Annotated in this window: 15 protein-coding genes; 10 read left to right on the top strand and 5 right to left on the bottom strand. The window is 60.2% G+C overall.

Annotated features, from left to right (window positions below):
- The first annotated feature begins 201 nt into the window (after positions 1 to 201).
- The 7 genes from ACYVIT_RS18165 (at position 202) to ACYVIT_RS18135 (ending at position 8,097) form a co-directional block, all read left to right on the top strand.
- Positions 202 to 1,329, top strand: a complete 1,128-nt coding sequence (locus ACYVIT_RS18165) for a mandelate racemase/muconate lactonizing enzyme family protein (RefSeq protein ID WP_415806802.1) — start codon at positions 202 to 204, stop codon at positions 1,327 to 1,329.
- Positions 1,326 to 2,417, top strand: coding sequence for a mandelate racemase/muconate lactonizing enzyme family protein (locus ACYVIT_RS18160; protein ID WP_415806803.1), 1,092 nt, complete (start codon positions 1,326 to 1,328; stop codon positions 2,415 to 2,417). The genes ACYVIT_RS18165 and ACYVIT_RS18160 overlap by 4 nt, the downstream gene beginning before the upstream one ends.
- An 82-nt stretch (positions 2,418 to 2,499) precedes the next feature.
- A complete protein-coding gene (locus ACYVIT_RS18155; protein WP_415806804.1) occupies positions 2,500 to 3,693 on the top strand; it encodes an ABC transporter substrate-binding protein in 1,194 nt (397 codons plus the stop codon).
- A gap of 18 nt (positions 3,694 to 3,711) precedes the next feature.
- Positions 3,712 to 4,569 carry a branched-chain amino acid ABC transporter permease gene (locus tag ACYVIT_RS18150; protein ID WP_415806805.1) on the top strand — a complete coding sequence of 286 codons (858 nt, stop codon included), beginning with the start codon at positions 3,712 to 3,714 and terminating at the stop codon, positions 4,567 to 4,569.
- A complete protein-coding gene (locus tag ACYVIT_RS18145; RefSeq protein ID WP_415806806.1) occupies positions 4,569 to 6,386 on the top strand; it encodes a branched-chain amino acid ABC transporter ATP-binding protein/permease in 1,818 nt (605 codons plus the stop codon). Before ACYVIT_RS18150 ends, ACYVIT_RS18145 begins: the two co-directional genes overlap by 1 nt.
- Entirely contained in the window at positions 6,367 to 7,098 is a 732-nt protein-coding gene (locus tag ACYVIT_RS18140) for an ABC transporter ATP-binding protein (protein ID WP_415806807.1), read from the top strand. Before ACYVIT_RS18145 ends, ACYVIT_RS18140 begins: the two co-directional genes overlap by 20 nt.
- Before the next feature lie 6 nt (positions 7,099 to 7,104).
- On the top strand, positions 7,105 to 8,097 hold the full coding sequence (locus ACYVIT_RS18135) for an SMP-30/gluconolactonase/LRE family protein (protein WP_415806808.1): 993 nt from the start codon (positions 7,105 to 7,107) through the stop codon (positions 8,095 to 8,097).
- On the opposite strand, the gene ACYVIT_RS18130 is transcribed toward ACYVIT_RS18135, so the two are convergent.
- The 5 genes from ACYVIT_RS18130 to ACYVIT_RS18110 form a co-directional block, all read right to left on the bottom strand.
- Positions 8,062 to 8,583 carry a MarR family winged helix-turn-helix transcriptional regulator gene (locus tag ACYVIT_RS18130; protein ID WP_415806809.1) on the bottom strand — a complete coding sequence of 174 codons (522 nt, stop codon included), beginning with the start codon at positions 8,581 to 8,583 and terminating at the stop codon, positions 8,062 to 8,064. The two genes, ACYVIT_RS18135 and ACYVIT_RS18130, sit on opposite strands and share 36 nt — an antisense overlap.
- Positions 8,564 to 10,876 (bottom strand): xanthine dehydrogenase family protein molybdopterin-binding subunit, encoded by a 2,313-nt coding sequence (locus ACYVIT_RS18125; protein ID WP_415806810.1) that lies wholly within the window; start codon positions 10,874 to 10,876, stop codon positions 8,564 to 8,566. Before ACYVIT_RS18125 ends, ACYVIT_RS18130 begins: the two co-directional genes overlap by 20 nt.
- A gap of 9 nt (positions 10,877 to 10,885) precedes the next feature.
- The gene (locus ACYVIT_RS18120; protein ID WP_415806811.1) at positions 10,886 to 11,545 is read right to left on the bottom strand and encodes an isochorismatase family protein; all 660 of its coding nucleotides are present in this window, start codon (positions 11,543 to 11,545) and stop codon (positions 10,886 to 10,888) included.
- On the bottom strand, positions 11,542 to 12,627 hold the full coding sequence (locus ACYVIT_RS18115) for a M29 family metallopeptidase (protein ID WP_415806812.1): 1,086 nt from the start codon (positions 12,625 to 12,627) through the stop codon (positions 11,542 to 11,544). Before ACYVIT_RS18115 ends, ACYVIT_RS18120 begins: the two co-directional genes overlap by 4 nt.
- A gap of 61 nt (positions 12,628 to 12,688) precedes the next feature.
- Entirely contained in the window at positions 12,689 to 13,528 is an 840-nt protein-coding gene (locus ACYVIT_RS18110; protein ID WP_415806813.1) for an alpha/beta fold hydrolase, read from the bottom strand.
- Positions 13,529 to 13,852: 324 nt separating this feature from the next.
- Between ACYVIT_RS18110 and ACYVIT_RS18105 the strand changes: the two genes are divergently transcribed.
- The 3 genes from ACYVIT_RS18105 to ACYVIT_RS18095 are packed head-to-tail and all read left to right on the top strand — an operon-like array spanning position 13,853 to position 18,761.
- Positions 13,853 to 15,013, top strand: coding sequence for an FAD-dependent monooxygenase (locus ACYVIT_RS18105; protein WP_415806814.1), 1,161 nt, complete (start codon positions 13,853 to 13,855; stop codon positions 15,011 to 15,013).
- A gap of 32 nt (positions 15,014 to 15,045) precedes the next feature.
- Positions 15,046 to 15,591: a (2Fe-2S)-binding protein gene (locus ACYVIT_RS18100; protein WP_415806815.1), complete on the top strand. Its 546-nt coding sequence runs from the start codon at positions 15,046 to 15,048 to the stop codon at positions 15,589 to 15,591.
- A complete protein-coding gene (locus tag ACYVIT_RS18095) occupies positions 15,588 to 18,761 on the top strand; it encodes a c-type cytochrome (protein ID WP_415806816.1) in 3,174 nt (1,057 codons plus the stop codon). The genes ACYVIT_RS18100 and ACYVIT_RS18095 overlap by 4 nt, the downstream gene beginning before the upstream one ends.
- Positions 18,762 to 18,764: the final 3 nt, after the last annotated feature.

Raw genomic sequence — 18,764 nt, 5'->3', positions numbered from 1 at the left:
CCTCCGTGTGACTGAACGCTGCCGCTATACATCAGCGCAGCACACGTTGAACATAAGTCTAGCTTATCTTTGAATTAGTCCACTTCGATTGTTTTTGCTTCGGGCGGCTTTTACAGTCATTGCATCTGATCGGTACTGATGTTGATGCCGCTGCAAAACTCAGTACCCCATCTGTCGCACGATAAGAAGAGGAGCAAACGCATGAGGATTGTGTCGGTGGAGTCTTCCGTGGTGTCGCTGCCGTTTGACATGGGAGGCCCCTATGCCCGGTTTGCAGGAAAGTTGTGGGACCGGCTGGAGATACTCTTGGTCCGGGTGGAGACTGAAGACGGATTGGTAGGATGGGGAGAGGCGTTTGGCCATGCTGCAATCCCCGCCACACGTGCCGCTCTGGATACGATTGTGGCGCCGCTGGTGATAGGCAGACACGCAGGCGATATCTCGGCCCTGACGCGCAATGTGCTGCATTCCACCCATTTGCTGGGTCGTAATGGCAGTTACGTTTACGCCTGGTCAGGAATTGAAATCGCGCTATGGGATCTGCTGGGCAAACGCGCAGGACTGCCTGTGCATCAATTGCTGGGTAATGGCAGCCGTACGCAGCTCGAGGCCTATTCCAGTTTGCTGGCGTATGGGGATGCCGAAATCGCTGCTCGCAACACGCGCGCAGCAGCTGATAGGGGGTTTCGCTACGTCAAACTGCATGAAACGACGCGGGAAGCCCTCGTGCGATCGCAAGAGGCGGTCCAGGGCCGGGATGTCCAGATCATGATGGATGTCAATTGTGCCTGGGATGTGCCTGATGCTCTGGATATGGCGCAAAGTATGCGTGGCGACGGAATGTACTGGTTCGAGGAGCCAGTCTGGCCGCCCGAAGATGCGCAGGGGCTGGCGCGCCTGCGCGCGTGTGGTATCCCCATCGCTGCTGGCGAGAACGTGGCCGGACTGCAGGGATTTCAGACTTTATTGGGGAGCGGGGCCATTGATATCGCGCAGCCCAGCGTGACGAAGATCGGCGGCATCGGCGAGACCATGAGGGTAGCAGCGCTGTGTGCAGCGAACGGTGTGCGTGTCGTGCCCCATTCGCCGTATTTCGGGCCGGGTTTTATCGCCACACTGCATATTGGCGCAGCGCTGCCCCAGCCGCCCTTGATCGAAGTGCTGTGGATGGATATGGAGGCCAATCCTTTTGCGCCCTATGTGCATGCCGTGGATGGGATGTTGAACGTGCCTCAAGGCCCTGGCTTGGGCTGCGACCCTGATTCAGAAGTGATGTCGCGATATCGCGTCGGCGACGTGCATCGCATTACCGAAGAGGCTGCCGTATGAAAGTCGTCAAGCTGGAAACCCGCCCGATAGAGATCGCATTGCAAGAGCCGATCATGAGTGCATTGGGGCCGATTTCAACATGCGGTGTCGTCCTGGTCCGTCTGCATACGAGTGATGGGGTGGTGGGCGAGAACTTGGTGTTCACCTTGAATAATCGGCGTACGGGGGTGTTGCACCGTATGGTCGATGAGTTGGCGGACCTGGTAGTGGGACAGGACGCCGGTCACATCGCGGGGTTTTGGTCGCGTGCCTGGAAAGATCTCAATTTCTTCGGGCAGAAAGGTATTCCGGTCATGGGGATATCGGCCATTGACGGCGCGCTATGGGATGCCGCCGCCAAATCGGCGGGCTTGCCGCTGTATCGCATGCTCGGGGGCGCACAGGATCGTGTGCCCGTCTATCACAGTGGCGGATTGTGGTTGCATCGCAGCGTCGACGAGCTTGCGCGCGACGCACAGCAGATGGTGGAACAAGGTTTTCAGGCGGTGAAGATGCGGCTGGGATCGCCCGATCCTGCCGTCGATGTGCAACGAGTGCGTGCAGTACGGGAGGCCATCGGTCCGCATATCAAATTGATGGCCGATGCCAATCAAGGGTTGAACGAGGCCCAGGCCATCCGGTTGGGGCGGATGCTGGAAGAATATCAACTGGCCTGGTTCGAAGAGCCGTTGCCCGCCTGGGATCTGGAGGGGGTGGCGCGAGTCGCGGCCGCCCTGGATACCCCTATCGCCAGTGGTGAAACGGAGTATGCACGTTATGGGTTCCGCCGCATGATCGAGCTGCGCAGCGCTGATGTGCTGATGCCGGATTTGCAGCGAGCGGGTGGCGTCTCGGAGTTCATGCGAGTGGGACATATGGCTGCTGCTTACGACATTCCCGTGTCGAGCCATCTGTTTCCCGAAATGAGTATTCAAGTGTTGGGTGCATTGAGCAACGCGATATTCCTGGAGTACATGCCGTGGTTCTCCGATTTGTATCAGGAGCGCCTCGAATTCGAAGACGGGATGGCAATCGTTCCGCAGCGCCCAGGCTGGGGTTTTACGTTTGATCTGGATCGTATTGCGCATTTGGAAAAACGCGGCCGTTAAACCACGGCGGTGACGATGGCGAGGGATGGCAGACAGGGGAACCCCGCGCCATTCAGCGATGACAATCCTTAGGAGACAACAAATGACAGTTTCTCGTCGTGACTTTGTGTTGGGCGCCGCTGGCGCATTAGGCGCGTCGGCATTAGGCATGCCCGCACTGGCGTTGGCCTCGAGTGAAGACCTCAAGATAGGGTGGCTTGCTGCATTGACCGGGCCGAGTTCTGCCCCGGGCGTGGGGTTCAATCGAGGTGTCGAATTTGCTGCGCAGGCAATCAATGCGGCAGGCGGAGTGAAGGGTCGCAAGATCGTGATCGTGACGCGCGATACGCAGGGTGATCCTACTAAAGCAGTGAATGCGGCGCAGGAGATGATCAACTCACAGAAAGTGCATGCGATCTGGGGGCCGACGAACTCGGGCGAGTCCTTGGCCGTCACGCCAATCATGGCTCGCGCCAAGATGCCGAATATTCATCCATGCGTCATAGATAGCTTGGTGAACACGGACAAGTATCCCAATGCGTTCCGCATCTCCCCGTCGAACAGTCAATGGGATGATGCGTGCCGGAATTACTGCCTGAAGGTACAGAAATATTCCAAGATTGCGGTGATCGGCGACACGACGGGATATGGGGTGAGCGCGAGCAAGGCATGCGTGGCCAATTTCAAAAAAGATGGCGCGGAGGTGGTGTACTCGGCGAATATCGACGCGACACAAGCAGACATGTCGCCCGACATGACGCGGGCTCGCGATGCGGGAGCGCAAGTGATCGTGATCTGGAGCGTCTCTACCGGGATGGAGGCGCGTTTGTTCAATACCCGAGCCCATATGGGCTGGGATGTCGCTTTTGTCGGCCATCCCTCGCTGGCATCGGGCGAGCTGCGCACGCTGGTGGAAAAGCCAGAGAACTGGGACAAGGTCTATGCAGTGGGCTACAAGAGCGCCAGCTATGACGCCAACGGCAAGCTGCCCGCGCATTCGCAGGAGTTCCTTGACATGGTCAAAGGCAAGGTCAGTCTGGAAGACACGCTGTACTGGTGGGTGTCGGCCGGCTACGACGCGATTGAGCTCGTGGCCAAGGCGGTGCAGACAACGGGGTCGTCGCAATCCAAAGACATCATCGAGTATTGGAATAGCCTGAAAGCGTACCCCGGATATTTTGGGACCTATACGTACTCTCCCACGATTCACAACGGTTATCCCACCGAAGAAGTCGTCATGTCCGAGGCCAAGTCTGCGCGCAACGGGACGTTCGCATTGGCGCCGGGTTATCAATAAGACCGAGGGGACGCAGTCATGCTGGCTTCTATTATCAGTTCCGGCCTGGCGGTCGGAGCGGTGTATGCCCTGATCGGCATCACGTACAACACGATGTATTCCACGTCTCGTGTCATGAGCTTTACGGCAGGGCAGCTTGGAATGCTGGGCGGTGTGTTCGGGTCCTTGTTCATGCTGCGCATGGGCATGTCCGGTCCGGTTGCATTCGTATTGACCCTGGGGTTATGCGCGTTGGTTGGCGTGATCACCGAGTTTGTCGCCGTGCGGCCTGTGCTGAAAAGTCTGGACCAACATCTGTATGTATTGTCTACGTTGGCGTTGGCCTTGATGATTCAACAGGTGACGGCGATCGAATGGGGTACCGAGCCTCAGCCTTTTCCCCGCTTGTTGGCCTGGGGGTCGGGACCGTTGGATGAACGGTTCTGGCTGCCCGTCGCGGCCTGCGTGATTGTGGTGCTGGCATTGGAGTATCTATATCGGCGCACATTGATCGGCCTGGCTTTTCTGGCAGTGGCGGAGAACAACTTTGCTGCACGTTCTATCGGATTGCCCGAACGGCGCCTGCGGGTCATCAGCTATGCCCTGGCGGGCGTGATCGGGGGCATCGCCGGGTTTGCCGCGGGTCAGTTGATGTTGGCTTTTTTTGCCAACGGCCCCTTGTTGAATTTCTACGGCTTCGTTCCTGTGGCATTGGGTGGGCTCGGCAATAATCGCGGCGCAGTGCTGGGTGGCCTGGCGCTCGGACTGTTTCAACAGACGGCGAACTTTACCGTGGGCGGCATTTTTGCGTCGATTGCCGTGTTCGTCTTGTTTATCGTGGTGTTGATGGCCGTGCCGCAGGGTATTTTCGGCTCCAACTCTGCACGGAGAGTGTGATGACCGCGCACGCAAAGACCTATCGAGGAACCCCTCAAGCGATGGAGCGTCATCCGATGAACCGGGGGCAGGGCTGGACGCGCATGTTGCCGTTCATCGTATTGCTGGTGCTGGCGATCGCACTGCCGGCATTAGGGAATACGTACTGGACAGTGATCGCGACACGCGCGGCGATCTATTGGATATTGGTGTCCGGGCTGAACCTGATTGTCGGCTATGCGGGCCAATTGGCGATCGGCTACGTGGCGTTGTTGACGGTGGGGGCATACACGGCCAGTGCATTGGTGGCCGGTAACGTGTCCGAACCGTGGGAGCCGTTTACGGCGCTGGCGGCGGCGGGGGCAGTGGGGGGGCTGTTTGGCCTGATTGTCGGCTTGCCGGCGCTGCGGCTGCGCACGTTTTATTTTGCGATGACCACCTTGGGATTCGCCACGATCGTGACGCAGATCGCTTTGGCCTGGGAGTCGGTGACGGGCGGCGGAATTGGCGTGCCGGGGCCCGCCATGCCGGCGCCGTTCGATTCCGATCGGGGCTTGTATTACTTGTGCCTGGGCATTGCCGCGGTGGCGACCCTATTGACGGCCAATATCGCACACAGCCGATTCGGGCGGGGGTTGATTGCTATCCGCGATGCGGAGGTCGCCGCGGAGGCCTACGGTATTTCCAAGGCCAAGTTACTGGCTGCCGTCTTTGTGCTTGCAGGCGTGCTGGCCGGTATCGCGGGAGGACTGTTCAGTTCACTTCAGACATACATTACGCCCGAGGCGTTTACGTTCGAACTGTCGGTACTGTTTTTCATCTCTATCCTGATCGGTGGACGCAGTTCTATCCTGGGTCCGCTGTTGGGCACGCTGATCTTGACCGTTTTGCCGGAGATCGCCGCGCCGTTGGCAGCGTGGTCCAATTTCTTATACGCGCTGTTGTTGTTGGTGATTGTTCTGGCAATTCCCGGTGGAATTGCGTCTTTGCTCGATTTTGGAGGACGCAGCCCCTTGCCGGCAAACCGGCGCATACAACCAGAGCTGGGCGCTGTACGCCAGATTTTGGCGGATGTGCCTCGTGATGGGAAAATCGTATTGAAAAATCTGCATTTATCGTTTGGTGGAGTCAAGGCGATCAACGGTCTGGATCTGCACATCAACGGTGGGCAAGTGCATGGTTTGATCGGCCCGAATGGCAGTGGGAAAACCACGACGCTGAATGTGATCTCGGGGTATTACCGGCCTCAAGAGGGCCTGGTGACGGAGAGCGGCACGGAAGTCCCTTCGGGACAACCCTTGGGCAGAGCCAGGCGCGGATTCGCGCGTACGTTCCAGACGCCGCGCATCGTTGGCGATACCTCAGTCCTGAAGAACGTCATGGCAGGCGGATATACGCGCGCACGCGGTACGTTCCTGGAGGCCTTGTTGCGGGTGGGTAGGCATCGAGAGGACGAGCGTAGATTGCGAGAGATGGCGGAGTCGGCATTAAAAGCGGTGGGGCTGTCTCAGCTGGCTCACGTGCGCGCCGATAGCTTGCAGCATAGCGAACTGAGGTTTCTGGAGCTGGCGCGTGCGTTGATGCTGCAGCCCAGGTATCTGATGCTGGACGAGCCCGCTGCGGGCTTGACGGGAGACGAGATCAAGCGCCTCGGTGACATCATCAAAGAGATCAGCCGCTGCGGAACGGCAGTGTTGCTGGTGGAACACCATGCAGACTTGATCTTTGATATTTGTGATCACGTCACGGTGCTGAATCTCGGGTCGGTGCTGGCCAGCGGCACCCCGCAGGAAATCCGTACGCATAAGGAGGTCGTCAGTGCATACCTCGGAGCCTAATAGTCTGCTGCAGGTGCAGGGCCTGAATGCCGGCTACGGCAAAATTCAAATCCTGCACGACGTCGATATGATCGTGAAACCCGGCGAAATTGTGGCATTGCTGGGCCCTAATGGCGCAGGAAAGAGCACGTTGATGCGGGCGTTGTCGGGCCTATTGCCATGGATGTCCGGCGACGTCGTGTTTGCAGGGAAAAGCCTGCGCGGTGCGACGCCGCGTGATGCGGCGCAGGCGGGCTTGGTGCACGTGATCGAAGGGCACCACGTCTTTACGCAATTGTCGGTACAAGACAATCTGGCCTTGGCGGGATATGACATTTCCCGGACCGAACGCCAGGAACGCATCCGGGATGCCTTGGCATTCTTTCCGGAAATCGAGGCGAAGCGCCATGATCGTGCAGGGGCGTTAAGCGGCGGGCAGCAACAGATGCTGGTGGTGGCTCAGGGATTGGTAAAGCGTCCACGTTTGCTGATTCTGGACGAGCCTTCTGCGGGGCTGTCACCAGTCCTGGTTGACCGTGTGTTTGAGGTCGCGGCGCGTCTGCGAGATGCTGGAACATCCGTGTTGCTGGTCGAGCAATTGGTCGAGAAATCCCTGGTGCTGGCTGACCGCGTTTATGCCATGGCCCACGGGGAAATTGTTTTGCAGGCGGATACCAGCGAAGCTGATCTGCAGACCCGCCTGGAAGATGCATATTTTGGTCAACATGCGTGAGCACCGATGAATTCGACAAAGCCCATTCTGGCACCTGATCCATTCTGGCGCGTCAGCCCTCGTTATCCTGACCCCAGGGTGCAATCCTTGGATCCGCGTTTTGATAAGTATCGGTTGTTTCATGCCGCGGTAGAGATGTTGGCATCCGGTTCACGATGGGCCGAAGGGCCTGTATGGTTCGGCGATGGCCGCTATTTGTTGTATAGCGATATCCCGAATAACCGGATGCTGCGCTATGACGATGCATCGGGTCATGTCACGGTGTTTCGTGAGCCATCGGGTTATGCCAACGGCAATGCGCGTGACTGTCAAGGCCGGCTGATTACTTGCGAACATGGCAATCGCCGCGTGACACGTACCGAATACGACGGCCGTATCACGGTGTTGGCGGATCGCTTTGAAGGAAAGCGATTGAATTCGCCGAACGATGTCGTCGTGAAATCGGATGGGTCGATCTGGTTTACCGATCCGCCGTTCGGATTGAGCAGCGACTACGAGGGCTACAAGGCCGAGCCCGAACTGCCGGAGAGGGTCTACCGTATTGATCCCTCCGGTCGAATCAGCGTTGTGGCCGACGATGTCGCTGGACCAAACGGCCTGTGTTTCAGCCCCGATGAAACGCTGCTGTATATCGTGGCGTCGCGTGCGAGGCCAAACCGTACCATTCGAGTCTATCGCGTGTCGGACACAACGTTGTCAGAGGGGCGTGACCTGATCGATTGCGGGCCCGGCACTGCGGATGGATTGCGTTGCGATGTGGATGGCAATCTGTGGTGCGGGTGGGGGATGGGAGCCGAGGAACTGGATGGCGTGCGCATATTCGCGCCCGATGCCACACCGATCGGACATATTCACTTGCCGGAACGCTGCGCGAATCTCTGCTTTGGCGGTGCGAAAGGAAACCGGCTGTTCATGGCTGCCGGAAAAGGGCTCTATAGCCTGTATGTGAATACGCGTGGCGCATCAAGTGCAGATGTGGTTGACGTCGGGATACCGTGAGCTGCTTTCGGATTCTGTGATTTTGCGCAGCAGATACAGTAAAGCCACGCGTTCCGCTTCATTTAACGGTCCGAACGTTTCTTCGGTGATGGCGTGGGCAAAGGGTTGCATCTCGTTGACGAGTTGTGTGCCTGCCTCGGTCAGGGTGACCATGACTTTGCGCCGATCGGAGGGGTCTGCCTGCAGAGTAATGAGCTCGCGATTCTTGAGCCGATCGACGACGCCGCGTATGGTCGCCTGGTCGATGACGGTGGCCTTGACCAGATTGGCGATGGAAGCCGGGCCGTCGTCATTGAGTGCGCACATGACGACGAACTGAGCGACGGTCAGTTTTGAGTCCGGAATGAATTTTTGAAAAAGCGCGGTGTGGCGTTGGTAGGCGCGGCGCAGCAGGTGCCCGACCTGCGACGAAAACAGGTAGGGGGCCGAATTGTCTTTGTCCGACTGGTCCGGCGATGGTAGTGATTCAGGCGTAGAGGTCGACATGGGCGCTTCGAGTGTTATGCATGACGTGGCGCAGTTTTTCTGGAGTATACGGTGGCGCACATAGACGCAGCCCCGTGGCATCGAATAATGCGTTGGCGACTGCAGGGGCGCCGGGTAGCGACGCCGATTCGCCCACGCCCATGGGAGGCTCGTCCTGGCGCGGCATGAGCAGCACGTCGATCTCCGGGATTTCACCGAATTTAATAATAGGATAGGCGCCCCATTCTCGGCTGGTGACTCCCTGCGGGCCAAACGAGACTTGCTCCAGCAGTGCGCGGCTCAGCGCCTGGATAACGTTGCCGTGGACCTGATGCCGAACGCCGTCGGGATTGATCATCATGCCGGCGTCGTGGCCGACCGTGACGCGGTCCACGCGAACGCGCCCGCTCAGCGGGTCTACGCTGAGATCCACCACCCATGCCGCCCATGCTGCCCCAAAACCCGGAAACTTGCTGTGGATATAGCGCGCGTAGGCCAGGCCTCTGCCGTGCAATAAACCATCGTCTGCGGGGATGCCGCGGCTGCCTGCCCTGAAGGGCTGCCAGCGGGCACGTTCGGCCGTGGCCGTCAATAGGTCGCGGGCACGCACATCGTCCAGATGGCGCAGGCGATAGTCGAGGGGATCTGCGCCCGCCCGATGCGCGAGCTCGTCAATCATGCATTCGTGCGCGTACGCATTCGGCAGGGCCGAAACGCCACGCAGCCACGAGGCACGCATCAGCGGCGGCATGTCATGGCAGACGATCTGCACGTGGGGATATTGATAGGGCGGCATCGCCGTGCGGTCGCCCATCTGCAGGGTGCGGGGTTGATTGGAAATGCTGCCCGTTAACAGCAGAGCCAGCAACGGGGCGTCGTTGGACGGGTAACGTACGCCGAAGTCATAGGCCAGCAAGTTGCCCATGGGATCGATCGCGGCCTGCACGTCGACGAGTTGCGCCGTGCCTTTTGGCTCCCACTGGTGTTCCTGTTCACGCGTGAGTTGCACGCGTACCGCTGTGCCGGTTGCCATCGCCAACAGGGCGGCATCGCCACAGACGTCGTCGGCGCAGTTTCTGCCATAGCACCCTGCGGCTTCAAGGCGCACGATTTCGATATTGCCCTCGCCCAGTTTCAACAGGCGGTCGAGATCGGTGCGCAGCATGTGCGGGTTTTGGGTGCCGGACCAGATCGTGAGACGGTCAGCGGTGTAATCTGCGACGGCGCAGGACGGACCGATCGATCCATGCATCTGATAGGGCCAGACGTAGCTGCGCCGGACCACGCGACTCGGGCTGGCCTGTGCTGCCTCGGCCAGCTCCTCGTTGGCATGTCCCTGATGGTGCAAGGCGCGCACCTCGGACGGGTGGGCGCGCAACGCCGCGTCCAGATCGCTCAGCTCGGGAGCCGGCGGGATGTCGCGCCATTGAACCTTCAGGGCGCGCATGGCGGCGATGGCTTGTTCTTCGCGATCAGCCACCACGCCGACGAAATCCCCTTTTACGACGACCTGCACGTTGCCGGGCAGATGCGCCACGGATGCGATATCGGCCGATATGAGGCTGGCGCCGACAAAGTCGCCGCCGTCACGTCCTGGATAGGGCGGGCGGATGACGCGGCCGTGCCGCATGCCCGGTATGCGTATGTCATGGACGAAGGTCAGCGCACCGGTTGCCTTGGCGGGAATATCGACACGCGCGCGGCCTTGCCCCACCTCTTGATACTCGGATGCCGGCTTGAGTTCGACGTCTTCGGATAGTATGAGCCGTTCTCGCCTGCCACGAATCAATTCGCCGTAGTGCGCCTGGCGAGTATCCTTTTCGTCCTTGAATACGACCATGCCTTGGCGGACTTGCAACGCCTGAGCGGAAACGTGCCAGCGCTGCGCTGCGAGGTTCAGCAGATGCGCGCGAGCCTGGGCGGCGGCACGCCGCAGCGGAACGGCCGAGATCTGAATGGTGGCGCTGGCAATGGTAGGACCCTGATTGGGCGAAGCCTCGGTATGGCCCAGCACCATGTCGAGTTGTTCGAATGGAATATCGAGCTCGTCGGCGACGATTTGTGCCAGCGCGGTGCGTATGCCTGTGCCCAGATCGACGTGCCCGTTAAAGGCCAGGGCGCGCCAGCCCTGCGCCGTATCGGGAGCGTCCACGACGGCGACGAAGATCTCGGGCGTGGCGGGTACGTAATCCGACGGCGCGCCGGGTTGGCCAGGCGCCGGTTTTGGGGGCGCGACCGGGTTACGCACAATCAGCAGCGTGCCGTACTGATCGAGCAATCCGTCGTGCAGTCGCTTGGGCTGGAGCAGGCTCATGGAATCAGCTTAGCGTGACAGTGCCTCAATGTCGACGAGGGCTTGGTCCAGCGGCATGACTGCCGCGTATTTCTGTGCCATGTCGAACAGGTTTGCATCATGCGGGCCCAGTGCACGGTCACCGACGCAATCGGATACCACCAGAGGGCGAAAGCCCGCCTGCATGGCATCGACGACGCTCGCGCGCACGCAGCCGCTGGTGACGCATCCTGCGACGAGCAATGTCTGCACGCCGCGTTGCGCAAGCCATGGCGCCAGCATCGTGCCATAGAACGCTGAAGGCGTGCTTTTGCGTACGACGTATTCTCCCGGAGCGGGTGCGAGCGCAGGTACGATGGCGCTGGCGGGGCTGTCCTCTTTGAGGGTCAGCATGCCCGGGACCTTCAGGCAAAAGATATTCTGGTCGGCGTCGTCATCGGCAAAGACAATGCGGCTGTGCGCGACGGGCCATCCTTGAGCGCGTGCGTGAGCGAGCAAATGGGTAGTCTGGTCGATCGCTTGCGGGATGTTGCCGCCGCCAAAGACCGCGGGATCGGCGAATCCATTGACGAAGTCCACGATCAGCAGGCCGAAGGGGGCTTTGAGCGGCAAGGGTGTGCCAAAGCCCTGCCGCGCGTAGGCCGAGACATCGCCTTGCACGCCGCCAGTGGGAATGGTTTGTGTGTTCATCGCACGATGCCCTTTAATTGATTGCGCCGTTCAGCGCGTGCCAGCCCTTCCTGGTCCTGGACGATGCCGTCGATGACGGTCGGTTTGCCGTCGAGTTTGACCGTGCAGCGGCGCATGGGGATGTCGATGTGGCAGGCAGTGGTGCGCTGGCCGCCGGCTTCGTTGTTGGGGCCCATGGACCAGAGAAAATTGCCCTCGAACGCGCGCGCGTCCATCCCGATGTGCGATTCCTTGTCGTAGTGGGCCAGCATCGACCAATGCGCGCGAGGTTGAAGACCCCAGCCGACATGCGATACGGCATAGGCCTCGGGGTCTTCGTAGGAAGCCATGTATTCGCGCAGGATCTCTGCCTGTAATCCGCCTTCGATGGCATGCACATAGCCATTTTCGATGGTGAGTTTGATGGGGTCGTGCACGTATTCTTTGAGTGGCAGCAGAATGTCGCCGCGATCCAGCACGACAATGCCCCGGCTTTGGCCTTCGTTGGGCCAGGTCAGTACAAAGCCGCTTGGCCAATGGTCCCAGCGACCGGGCTGGTCGACGAAGCCGTACTCGCAAATGACCGGGAACTCTCCCAGCTGGCACCGCAGGTCGGTGCCGGCTTGTGAGGTGATATGCATCTCCTTTGCCGCCTGGATGCGTTCAGAGGCGTTGACGACGCGCGTGCGGTCATCTGCGGTAGGCACGAGGCGGCACAGGATTTCGGGCGGCTCGACGGCCAGCAGGATTTTTGTGCCGCCGCTCAGGATCTCGTGTTGTTCGGGCGAAAACAGCAGCGTCATGAGATCCAGCACGAGATCGCTGGCCTTGAGCGCGGCAATCGCAGCGGGATTGCCCGTGAGCGGTGTCGTACCCAGATAGGCCAGCGAGTCGCGCGACAACGATTTTTCGGCGTTGACGGGCGGCAGGTCCAGGCGGTTGACTCTGGCGCCCATATCGCTGGCCGCGGCGATGGCACAGCGCAGGGTTTGCGGGTGCGTGTCGGCGCCGGTCAGGACAGTGACTGTCTGGCCGGGCTCGAGCCTGGAGAGGTTGAGGACCTGTTTCCAGGCTTGGATCAAATCGATATCGCTCACGGACATGGCGAACTCCGGTGTGATACGAGGTGGACGGAAATGAGGTTGAGGTGGGGAATACCCGCGATCAATCCAGTGTTTGTCCCAGGAAATCGCCAAAGGCGGCATAGAAGCCGGCTTCGTTATCCCAGGGGATCATGTGCCCTGCGCCGGGAACGCGTACGTGTTGTGTCTGGGGCGCCAGCGTCTGCCACTCGGCGACATCATCGTCGTTGACGACGTCTCCGCGTTCGGCGGTGATCAGCAGCAACGGTGTCTGGATATGGGGCAGGTCCGCGTGAATATCATCGCGGCCGAAATCTTCGAAACTCTGCACGATGGCGGGCTCGTAGCAGGTATGCAGCCACTGCGCGCGCAGGCGTAATTGCTGCTCGGTCCACGTGGGGCAGAAGGCGCGCATCGCGTCGGCATCCATGCCTAGTGTGGCCTGGCGTATGGAGTCCACATACCAAGGCAGTTTGGCAGGGTAGGGACGGCGTCCCGGTCCGGACACGGGAGGGTCGACTGCGACCAGTTGCGTGAGTCCGGCAGGTTGAGTCCGCGCTGCGCGTACGGCGATACGTCCGCCCATGGAGTGGCCCACCAGTGCGTAGCGTTGCAGATCGAGTGCCTGGGCAAAGGCCAGCACGTCGGCGGCCTGGGCATCCAGACCATAGTCCAGATCAGGACCCGATGCCGACAACCCCCGGCCGCGCACGTCGAGCACATAGGTGTCGAAATGCCGGCCAAGCCGTTCGGCGACAAAACCCCAGGTCACCGCAGGGCTGGTGATGCCGGGAATGAGCACGATGGCGGGGCGTTGCGCAGGGACAGTGTCTGCGCGGTAACGCAGATAGTGCTGACGGATTCCATTCGCATTGACATGCGCGCCGTAGAGATAGGTCGATGATGGGGAGGACGCTGGCACTTTGGTCTCCAGAGAGTGGAAAGTCGGCACGGCTCGGGCCCGATTCTGAATCCCGCTCAAGGCGTTGCTCGACGAAAATACAGTGTAGACGCTCAATATATAGAAATAAAACTGATGCCGCAATGTTCTAGACGATATGTTTGGATTTAAAAAAATCTAGGGAAAATACCTAGATATATTCGTCATTGTTTTCTTGTCAGCAAAATTTCTTGCCGGTAAATTTTAAAAAAAGAAGTGTGTACGCTTTAATTTTTGATATTCAAACCGGCCTCCCAACATCGGGGTCGTCGGCGCGAGCTTTTGATTCCCAGGAGAGCTTTTCATATGTCCGCACAACCTCGAATCGCTGTGATTGGCGCAGGTCTGGGAGGGGCTGCCGCCGCTTCGCTGCTTGCCAAGGAAGGATTCAACGTTCACGTCTACGAGCAGTCGCCCGCTTTTTCGCGGCAAGGGGCGGGCATTCACGTCGGTCCGAACGTCATGAAAATCTTGCGCCGCATCGGTATTGAGGACGCGCTCAACGAGCAAGGCTCCCATCCCGAGTACTGGTATAGCCGCCACTGGCAGACGGGCGATGTGCTCGCGCAGATCCCTCTGGGCGACTACGCCGTCAAGGAATACGGAGCGAGTTATTTGACGGTGCATCGAGGGGACTTTCACGCATTGCTGATTGATGCCTTGCCCGATAACATGCTGAGCTTTGGCAAGCACCTGATCAAGGTTGAAGATACGGGCGATGTCGTGCGCCTGCACTTCGCCGATGGTTCCATCGAGGAAGCTGATCTGGTGATCGGCGCTGACGGCGTGAACTCGCGGATTCGCGAGGAATTACTGGGACCTGAACCCCCGAAATATGCAGGCTATCTGGCGCATCGTGCGGTGTTTCCGACGCCGGTGGCCACGGCCGGTATGTTGCCCTTTGATCCCTGCGTGAAATGGTGGAGCGATGATCGGCATATGATGACCTACTTCGTCACGGGCAAGCAGGACGAGCTTTACTACGTGACGGGTGTGCCGGTCGAACACTGGGATCTCAATGACCGTTGGTTGCCGAGCAGCAAACAGGAAATGCGCGAGGCGTTCGAGGGATGGCACCCGACCGTGCAGGCGTTGATCGACGCGACGGTCGAAGTCACCAAATGGTCGTTGTTGGAACGCGATCCGCTGCCGCTCTGGAGCCGGGGCCGTTTGGTGTTGTTGGGAGACGCGTGTCATCCGATGAAGCCGCACATGGCGCAAGGCGCGGCCATGGCTATCGAGGATGCGGCGATGTTGGCGCGTTGTTTCAAGGAAGTGGGTGTGCACGATTACCAATTGGCTTTCGATCTGTATGAAGCGAATCGTGCTGAACGTGCGAGCAAGGTTCAGCGTATATCGCACGACAATACATGGCTGCGTACAAATGAGGACCCCTCGTGGTGTTTCGGTTATGACGTATTCAATGTGCCGCTCGTCGATCCGCAACCCAAGGCGGCGATGAAATGAGGCACTTTCGATTTGGGCTCTGAGCGATGACCATGGCATACAGCAGCGTTTCCGGCGCGCCGTTCTCTGCGGGTTCTCCTGTTTTTCGCTTGCTCGTCAACGGACGAGAGCAAGCGGTGCAGGCCGATCCGGCGACGCCGCTGTTGCTGGTCTTGCGCAACGATCTCGAATTGAATGGACCGAAGTACGGTTGCGGGCTGGGCGAGTGCGGTGCGTGCACCGTGCTGATTGATGGGGTGGCCGCGCGCTCTTGCGTGATTCCTGTTCGCGGCGTGGGCGAGCGAGAGGTCACGACCCTGGAGGGCTTGGGTGATCAGCAATGCCCGGGGCCGACCCAGCAGGCGTTTATCGCGTGTCAGGCAGCGCAGTGCGGCTACTGCTTGAATGGCATGATCATGACTGTTGAGGCGTTGCTGCGGCGTTGTCCTGATCCGACCGACGCGATGCTGCGGGAAGAGTTGCGCCACAATTTATGCCGCTGCGGCACGCATATTGAAATCCTGCAGGCGGCCCGCCAAGCCGCCGTGCTGCGTGCCGCCGCGGTCACGCCGCCGAGCTCAGAGGACGGGGCCCCATGAGCGGCGCCGAGTTGCCCGAGGTCGTGATTTCTGCCCGGCGCGCAGAGCTATCCAGCGTTGCGGGCGGATTGCTGCATGGCGCGCTGCTGCGTCCACCGCGAGTGTTGTGGGATGGCAGGCGTTATCGCGGCGCGAGCGTGGCGGACATCGATACGTCAAGCGCTCAGGTCTCGCCGGGTGTGGTTCGGATCGTGCGTCTGGCAGATTTTGTCGGCGTCGTGGCGATATCAGCGATGCTGGCGCGCCAGGCTCTGGATGGGCTTGACGTAAAGTGGCAATTCCCTGCTGCCTCGATGCGAGAGACGGAATCGCCGTCGCAGATAGCATCTGCTACGACAGCGTCTACGTCTGAGGGCCTGTCTTATGTGTGGAGCGCCGCCGAACATCCTGCAACGGATGGCCAGGGCGCGACGGTGTGGTGTACCGATAGCCACGCTACCGCCTGGCTGCCTTGTGCGGCAGCCTATCAACGATACGTGCAAGAAGAGCTGAGCCATTTGCTGGCCATGCCTGTTGACCGGATCACACTTGTCGATACGGCGCCGAACGGTGGGAATGAAATTCATATCCTCGACGTATTGGATGCGGCGGCAGATGCCGCGCTGCTGTCCCATGCCGTGGGCCGGCCGGTGCGTGTTCCCGTGCAGCGGGCGTCAACGCCGGGCGAGATGGTGTTGAGTCAAGCACCGGCATTCGTGCCTGCGGCTGCCGCGCCGTCGACTGCACATACTCCCGCCTCTGCTGCGGCGGTCGGCACAGGAGGCTCAGAGTCCGATGAGGGACCGGGTTCGCTTGCCGGCGATTGGAGCGCCACGCCGCGCTGGGTGTCGAACCGCCCCTGGGGCGCTCGGCCCAGTTTGGCGCGATTGCTCAGTCAGCCGGCACAGGCTGCGTCCGTGGCGACGCCTCGGCTGCAAGATGCGGGAGAGATCGTACGGACAACCGTTGATGTTGCGGCACCGTTGATCCATGCATCGCCTGCGGAGTTCGAGGCGATGCAGGTGTTTGCGCACGAGAGCCTGCTGGACGAAGAAGCAGCGCGATTGGGCGTGGATCCGATGGCGTATCGTTTGTCGTTGTTGCCAAACGGGCCGGGTCAGGCGTTGACGCGGCGCATGCGCGAACAAGTGAACGGTTCGGCGCTGGCTGCGAACATGGCAGTGCCGGGGGACGAGGAGACGGGATTCGCGGCATTGGGTTCCGCACGGCAAGTTTCGGCACAGCAAGCTTCAGCGCAGCAGACTTCGGCACCACAAGCTTTGGCCGAACGCGAAACCGCTGATCGGTCTCCTTTACGTGGGCGCGGCTATGCGACCGCTCACGTCCGGGATCAGCAGCCTGATGGCACAGCCGTGGAAACATGGAGTGCCTGGTTGGTCGAGGTTGAGGTAGCGCCGGATACGGGGAACGTGGATGTGACGCGACTGATGGTCGGGCGTGACAGTCAGTCTCTGCAGCCGGCCCAGGGCGCTGCCATTCATGAACAGGATCCCCGGCTGCTGGACGCTGCCCGTCGGCTGCTCACCGCGCCGCCGCAGTTTGATGATTGGGGCGCAAGCGGTTCGGGTAACGCTGCTTCTGTGCCGGCTGATCAGTCGGTGTCTCATGAGGTGGCGCCGGCGGATGCGCAGGAGTTGGCGCCTGCACAGCCGGTCGATCACGGTCAACTGGCGTTGGATGGGGTGATGACCCTGCCTGCCGCCGCGGCGATCGGAAATGCGATTTTTGATGCGACTGGTGTACGACTGCGGCAGGTGCCATTCAATGTGAAGCAACTGCGCGATGCGTTGGCTGCTCCAGCACCCTCGTTGTCGCCCACGCGCGGTTGGCTGCGGCGAAGTGGCCTATGGTTGGCCGCCGGTGCGGGCGCATTGGCAGGGGTGGTGACCATGGCTTGGCCGCTCAAGCCAGCGCTCGCGCCTACGGCGGGCCCTGATGTTTCGCTCTACTCTGCAGCAGCGATTGAACGAGGCCGTTTGGTCGCGGCAGCGGGAGATTGCGTGGTGTGCCATACCGTGCCAGGCGGTCAGGCGAATGCGGGCGGTCTGGGTCTGGATACGCCCTTTGGCACGATCTACACCACCAACATTACGCCGGACAACGAGACTGGGATAGGTCAGTGGTCGTATCGCGCTTTCGAACGTGCCATGCGCGACGGCGTGCATCGAGATGGACGCCAGCTCTATCCGGCCTTTCCCTATACCGCGTTTGCCAAAATGACAGATGCGGATATGCAGGCCCTGTATGCGTACCTGATGGTGCAGCCGCCTGTGCGCAACGAGCCGCCCAAGACCGCATTGCCTTTCCCCTATAACTGGCGGCCGATGATGGCAGGCTGGAATCTGTTGTTCCACGATACGGGCGTTTATGAGCCCGATCCGGCACAATCTCTGGACTGGAACCGTGGCGCCTATCTCGTGCAGGGCGCTGGCCACTGCGCCGCCTGCCATTCGCCGCGCAATACGTTGGGAGCCGAAAAAACAGGCGCCGGCAATTACTTGGCAGGGGGCGAGGCCGAGGGGTGGGAAGCGCCGCCGCTGGATCGCTTGGCAAGTGGCAAAGTGCCATGGACCCCCGATGCGTTGTTTCAATATCTGCGCACAGGATATTCACCGAGCCATGGTGTGGCGGCGGGGCCCATGGCGCCTGTCATCCAGGGGCTGAGCGAATTGCCCGAGAGCGATGTGCGCGCCATCGCCACGTATCTGCTCAACTTGCCTGGCACTGCCGCATCTGAGCCCGAACTGCCTGCCGCAGCGGCACCTGCGCCGTTGGCGCCGACGTCCGTCACTGCACAAATGCCTGTCGTACAGCCGTCCACGCAGCGCCTGTTCGAGGGCCATGCCCGGGGCGAGCGTATTTATCAGAATGCCTGTGCGGTGTGTCACGAGGCCGCGGCAGGGCCCACATTGTTTGGCGTCAAGCCCTTGTTGGCGGTGAATACGAATCTGCACGCCGCGACGCCCGATAATCTCGTGCAAGTCATTTTGCATGGCATTCAGACGCCGGCCAACGATGATCTCGGCTATATGCCAGGATTCAAAGACAGTTTGAATGATGAGCAAGTGCGGGATCTGTTGAATTACTTGCGGGTTCGATTTGCGCCGCAAGAGCCTGAATGGGCCGACAGCTTGGCAGTGATCGGCCAGATACGAAATCAATCCCGTTGATTC

The organism is Bordetella muralis, assembly GCF_054781015.1.
Note: the sequence above shows the minus strand (reverse complement) of the source record. Positions and strands in the feature narration are given on the sequence as shown.

What these genes read in the sequence shown, in the direction of transcription:
- ACYVIT_RS18155 (WP_415806804.1), top strand. Translation starts at nt 2,500, where the DNA reads ATGACAGTTTCTCGTCGTGACTTTGTGTTGGGCGCCGCTGGCGCATTA.
- ACYVIT_RS18135 (WP_415806808.1), top strand. Translation starts at nt 7,105, where the DNA reads ATGAATTCGACAAAGCCCATTCTGGCACCTGATCCATTCTGGCGCGTC.
- ACYVIT_RS18150 (WP_415806805.1), top strand. Translation starts at nt 3,712, where the DNA reads ATGCTGGCTTCTATTATCAGTTCCGGCCTGGCGGTCGGAGCGGTGTAT.
- ACYVIT_RS18100 (WP_415806815.1), top strand. Translation starts at nt 15,046, where the DNA reads ATGGCATACAGCAGCGTTTCCGGCGCGCCGTTCTCTGCGGGTTCTCCT.
- ACYVIT_RS18130 (WP_415806809.1), bottom strand. Translation starts at nt 8,583, where the DNA reads ATGTCGACCTCTACGCCTGAATCACTACCATCGCCGGACCAGTCGGAC.
- ACYVIT_RS18120 (WP_415806811.1), bottom strand. Translation starts at nt 11,545, where the DNA reads ATGAACACACAAACCATTCCCACTGGCGGCGTGCAAGGCGATGTCTCG.
- ACYVIT_RS18115 (WP_415806812.1), bottom strand. Translation starts at nt 12,627, where the DNA reads ATGTCCGTGAGCGATATCGATTTGATCCAAGCCTGGAAACAGGTCCTC.
- ACYVIT_RS18165 (WP_415806802.1), top strand. Translation starts at nt 202, where the DNA reads ATGAGGATTGTGTCGGTGGAGTCTTCCGTGGTGTCGCTGCCGTTTGAC.
- ACYVIT_RS18145 (WP_415806806.1), top strand. Translation starts at nt 4,569, where the DNA reads ATGACCGCGCACGCAAAGACCTATCGAGGAACCCCTCAAGCGATGGAG.
- ACYVIT_RS18095 (WP_415806816.1), top strand. Translation starts at nt 15,588, where the DNA reads ATGAGCGGCGCCGAGTTGCCCGAGGTCGTGATTTCTGCCCGGCGCGCA.
- ACYVIT_RS18105 (WP_415806814.1), top strand. Translation starts at nt 13,853, where the DNA reads ATGTCCGCACAACCTCGAATCGCTGTGATTGGCGCAGGTCTGGGAGGG.
- ACYVIT_RS18160 (WP_415806803.1), top strand. Translation starts at nt 1,326, where the DNA reads ATGAAAGTCGTCAAGCTGGAAACCCGCCCGATAGAGATCGCATTGCAA.
- ACYVIT_RS18125 (WP_415806810.1), bottom strand. Translation starts at nt 10,876, where the DNA reads ATGAGCCTGCTCCAGCCCAAGCGACTGCACGACGGATTGCTCGATCAG.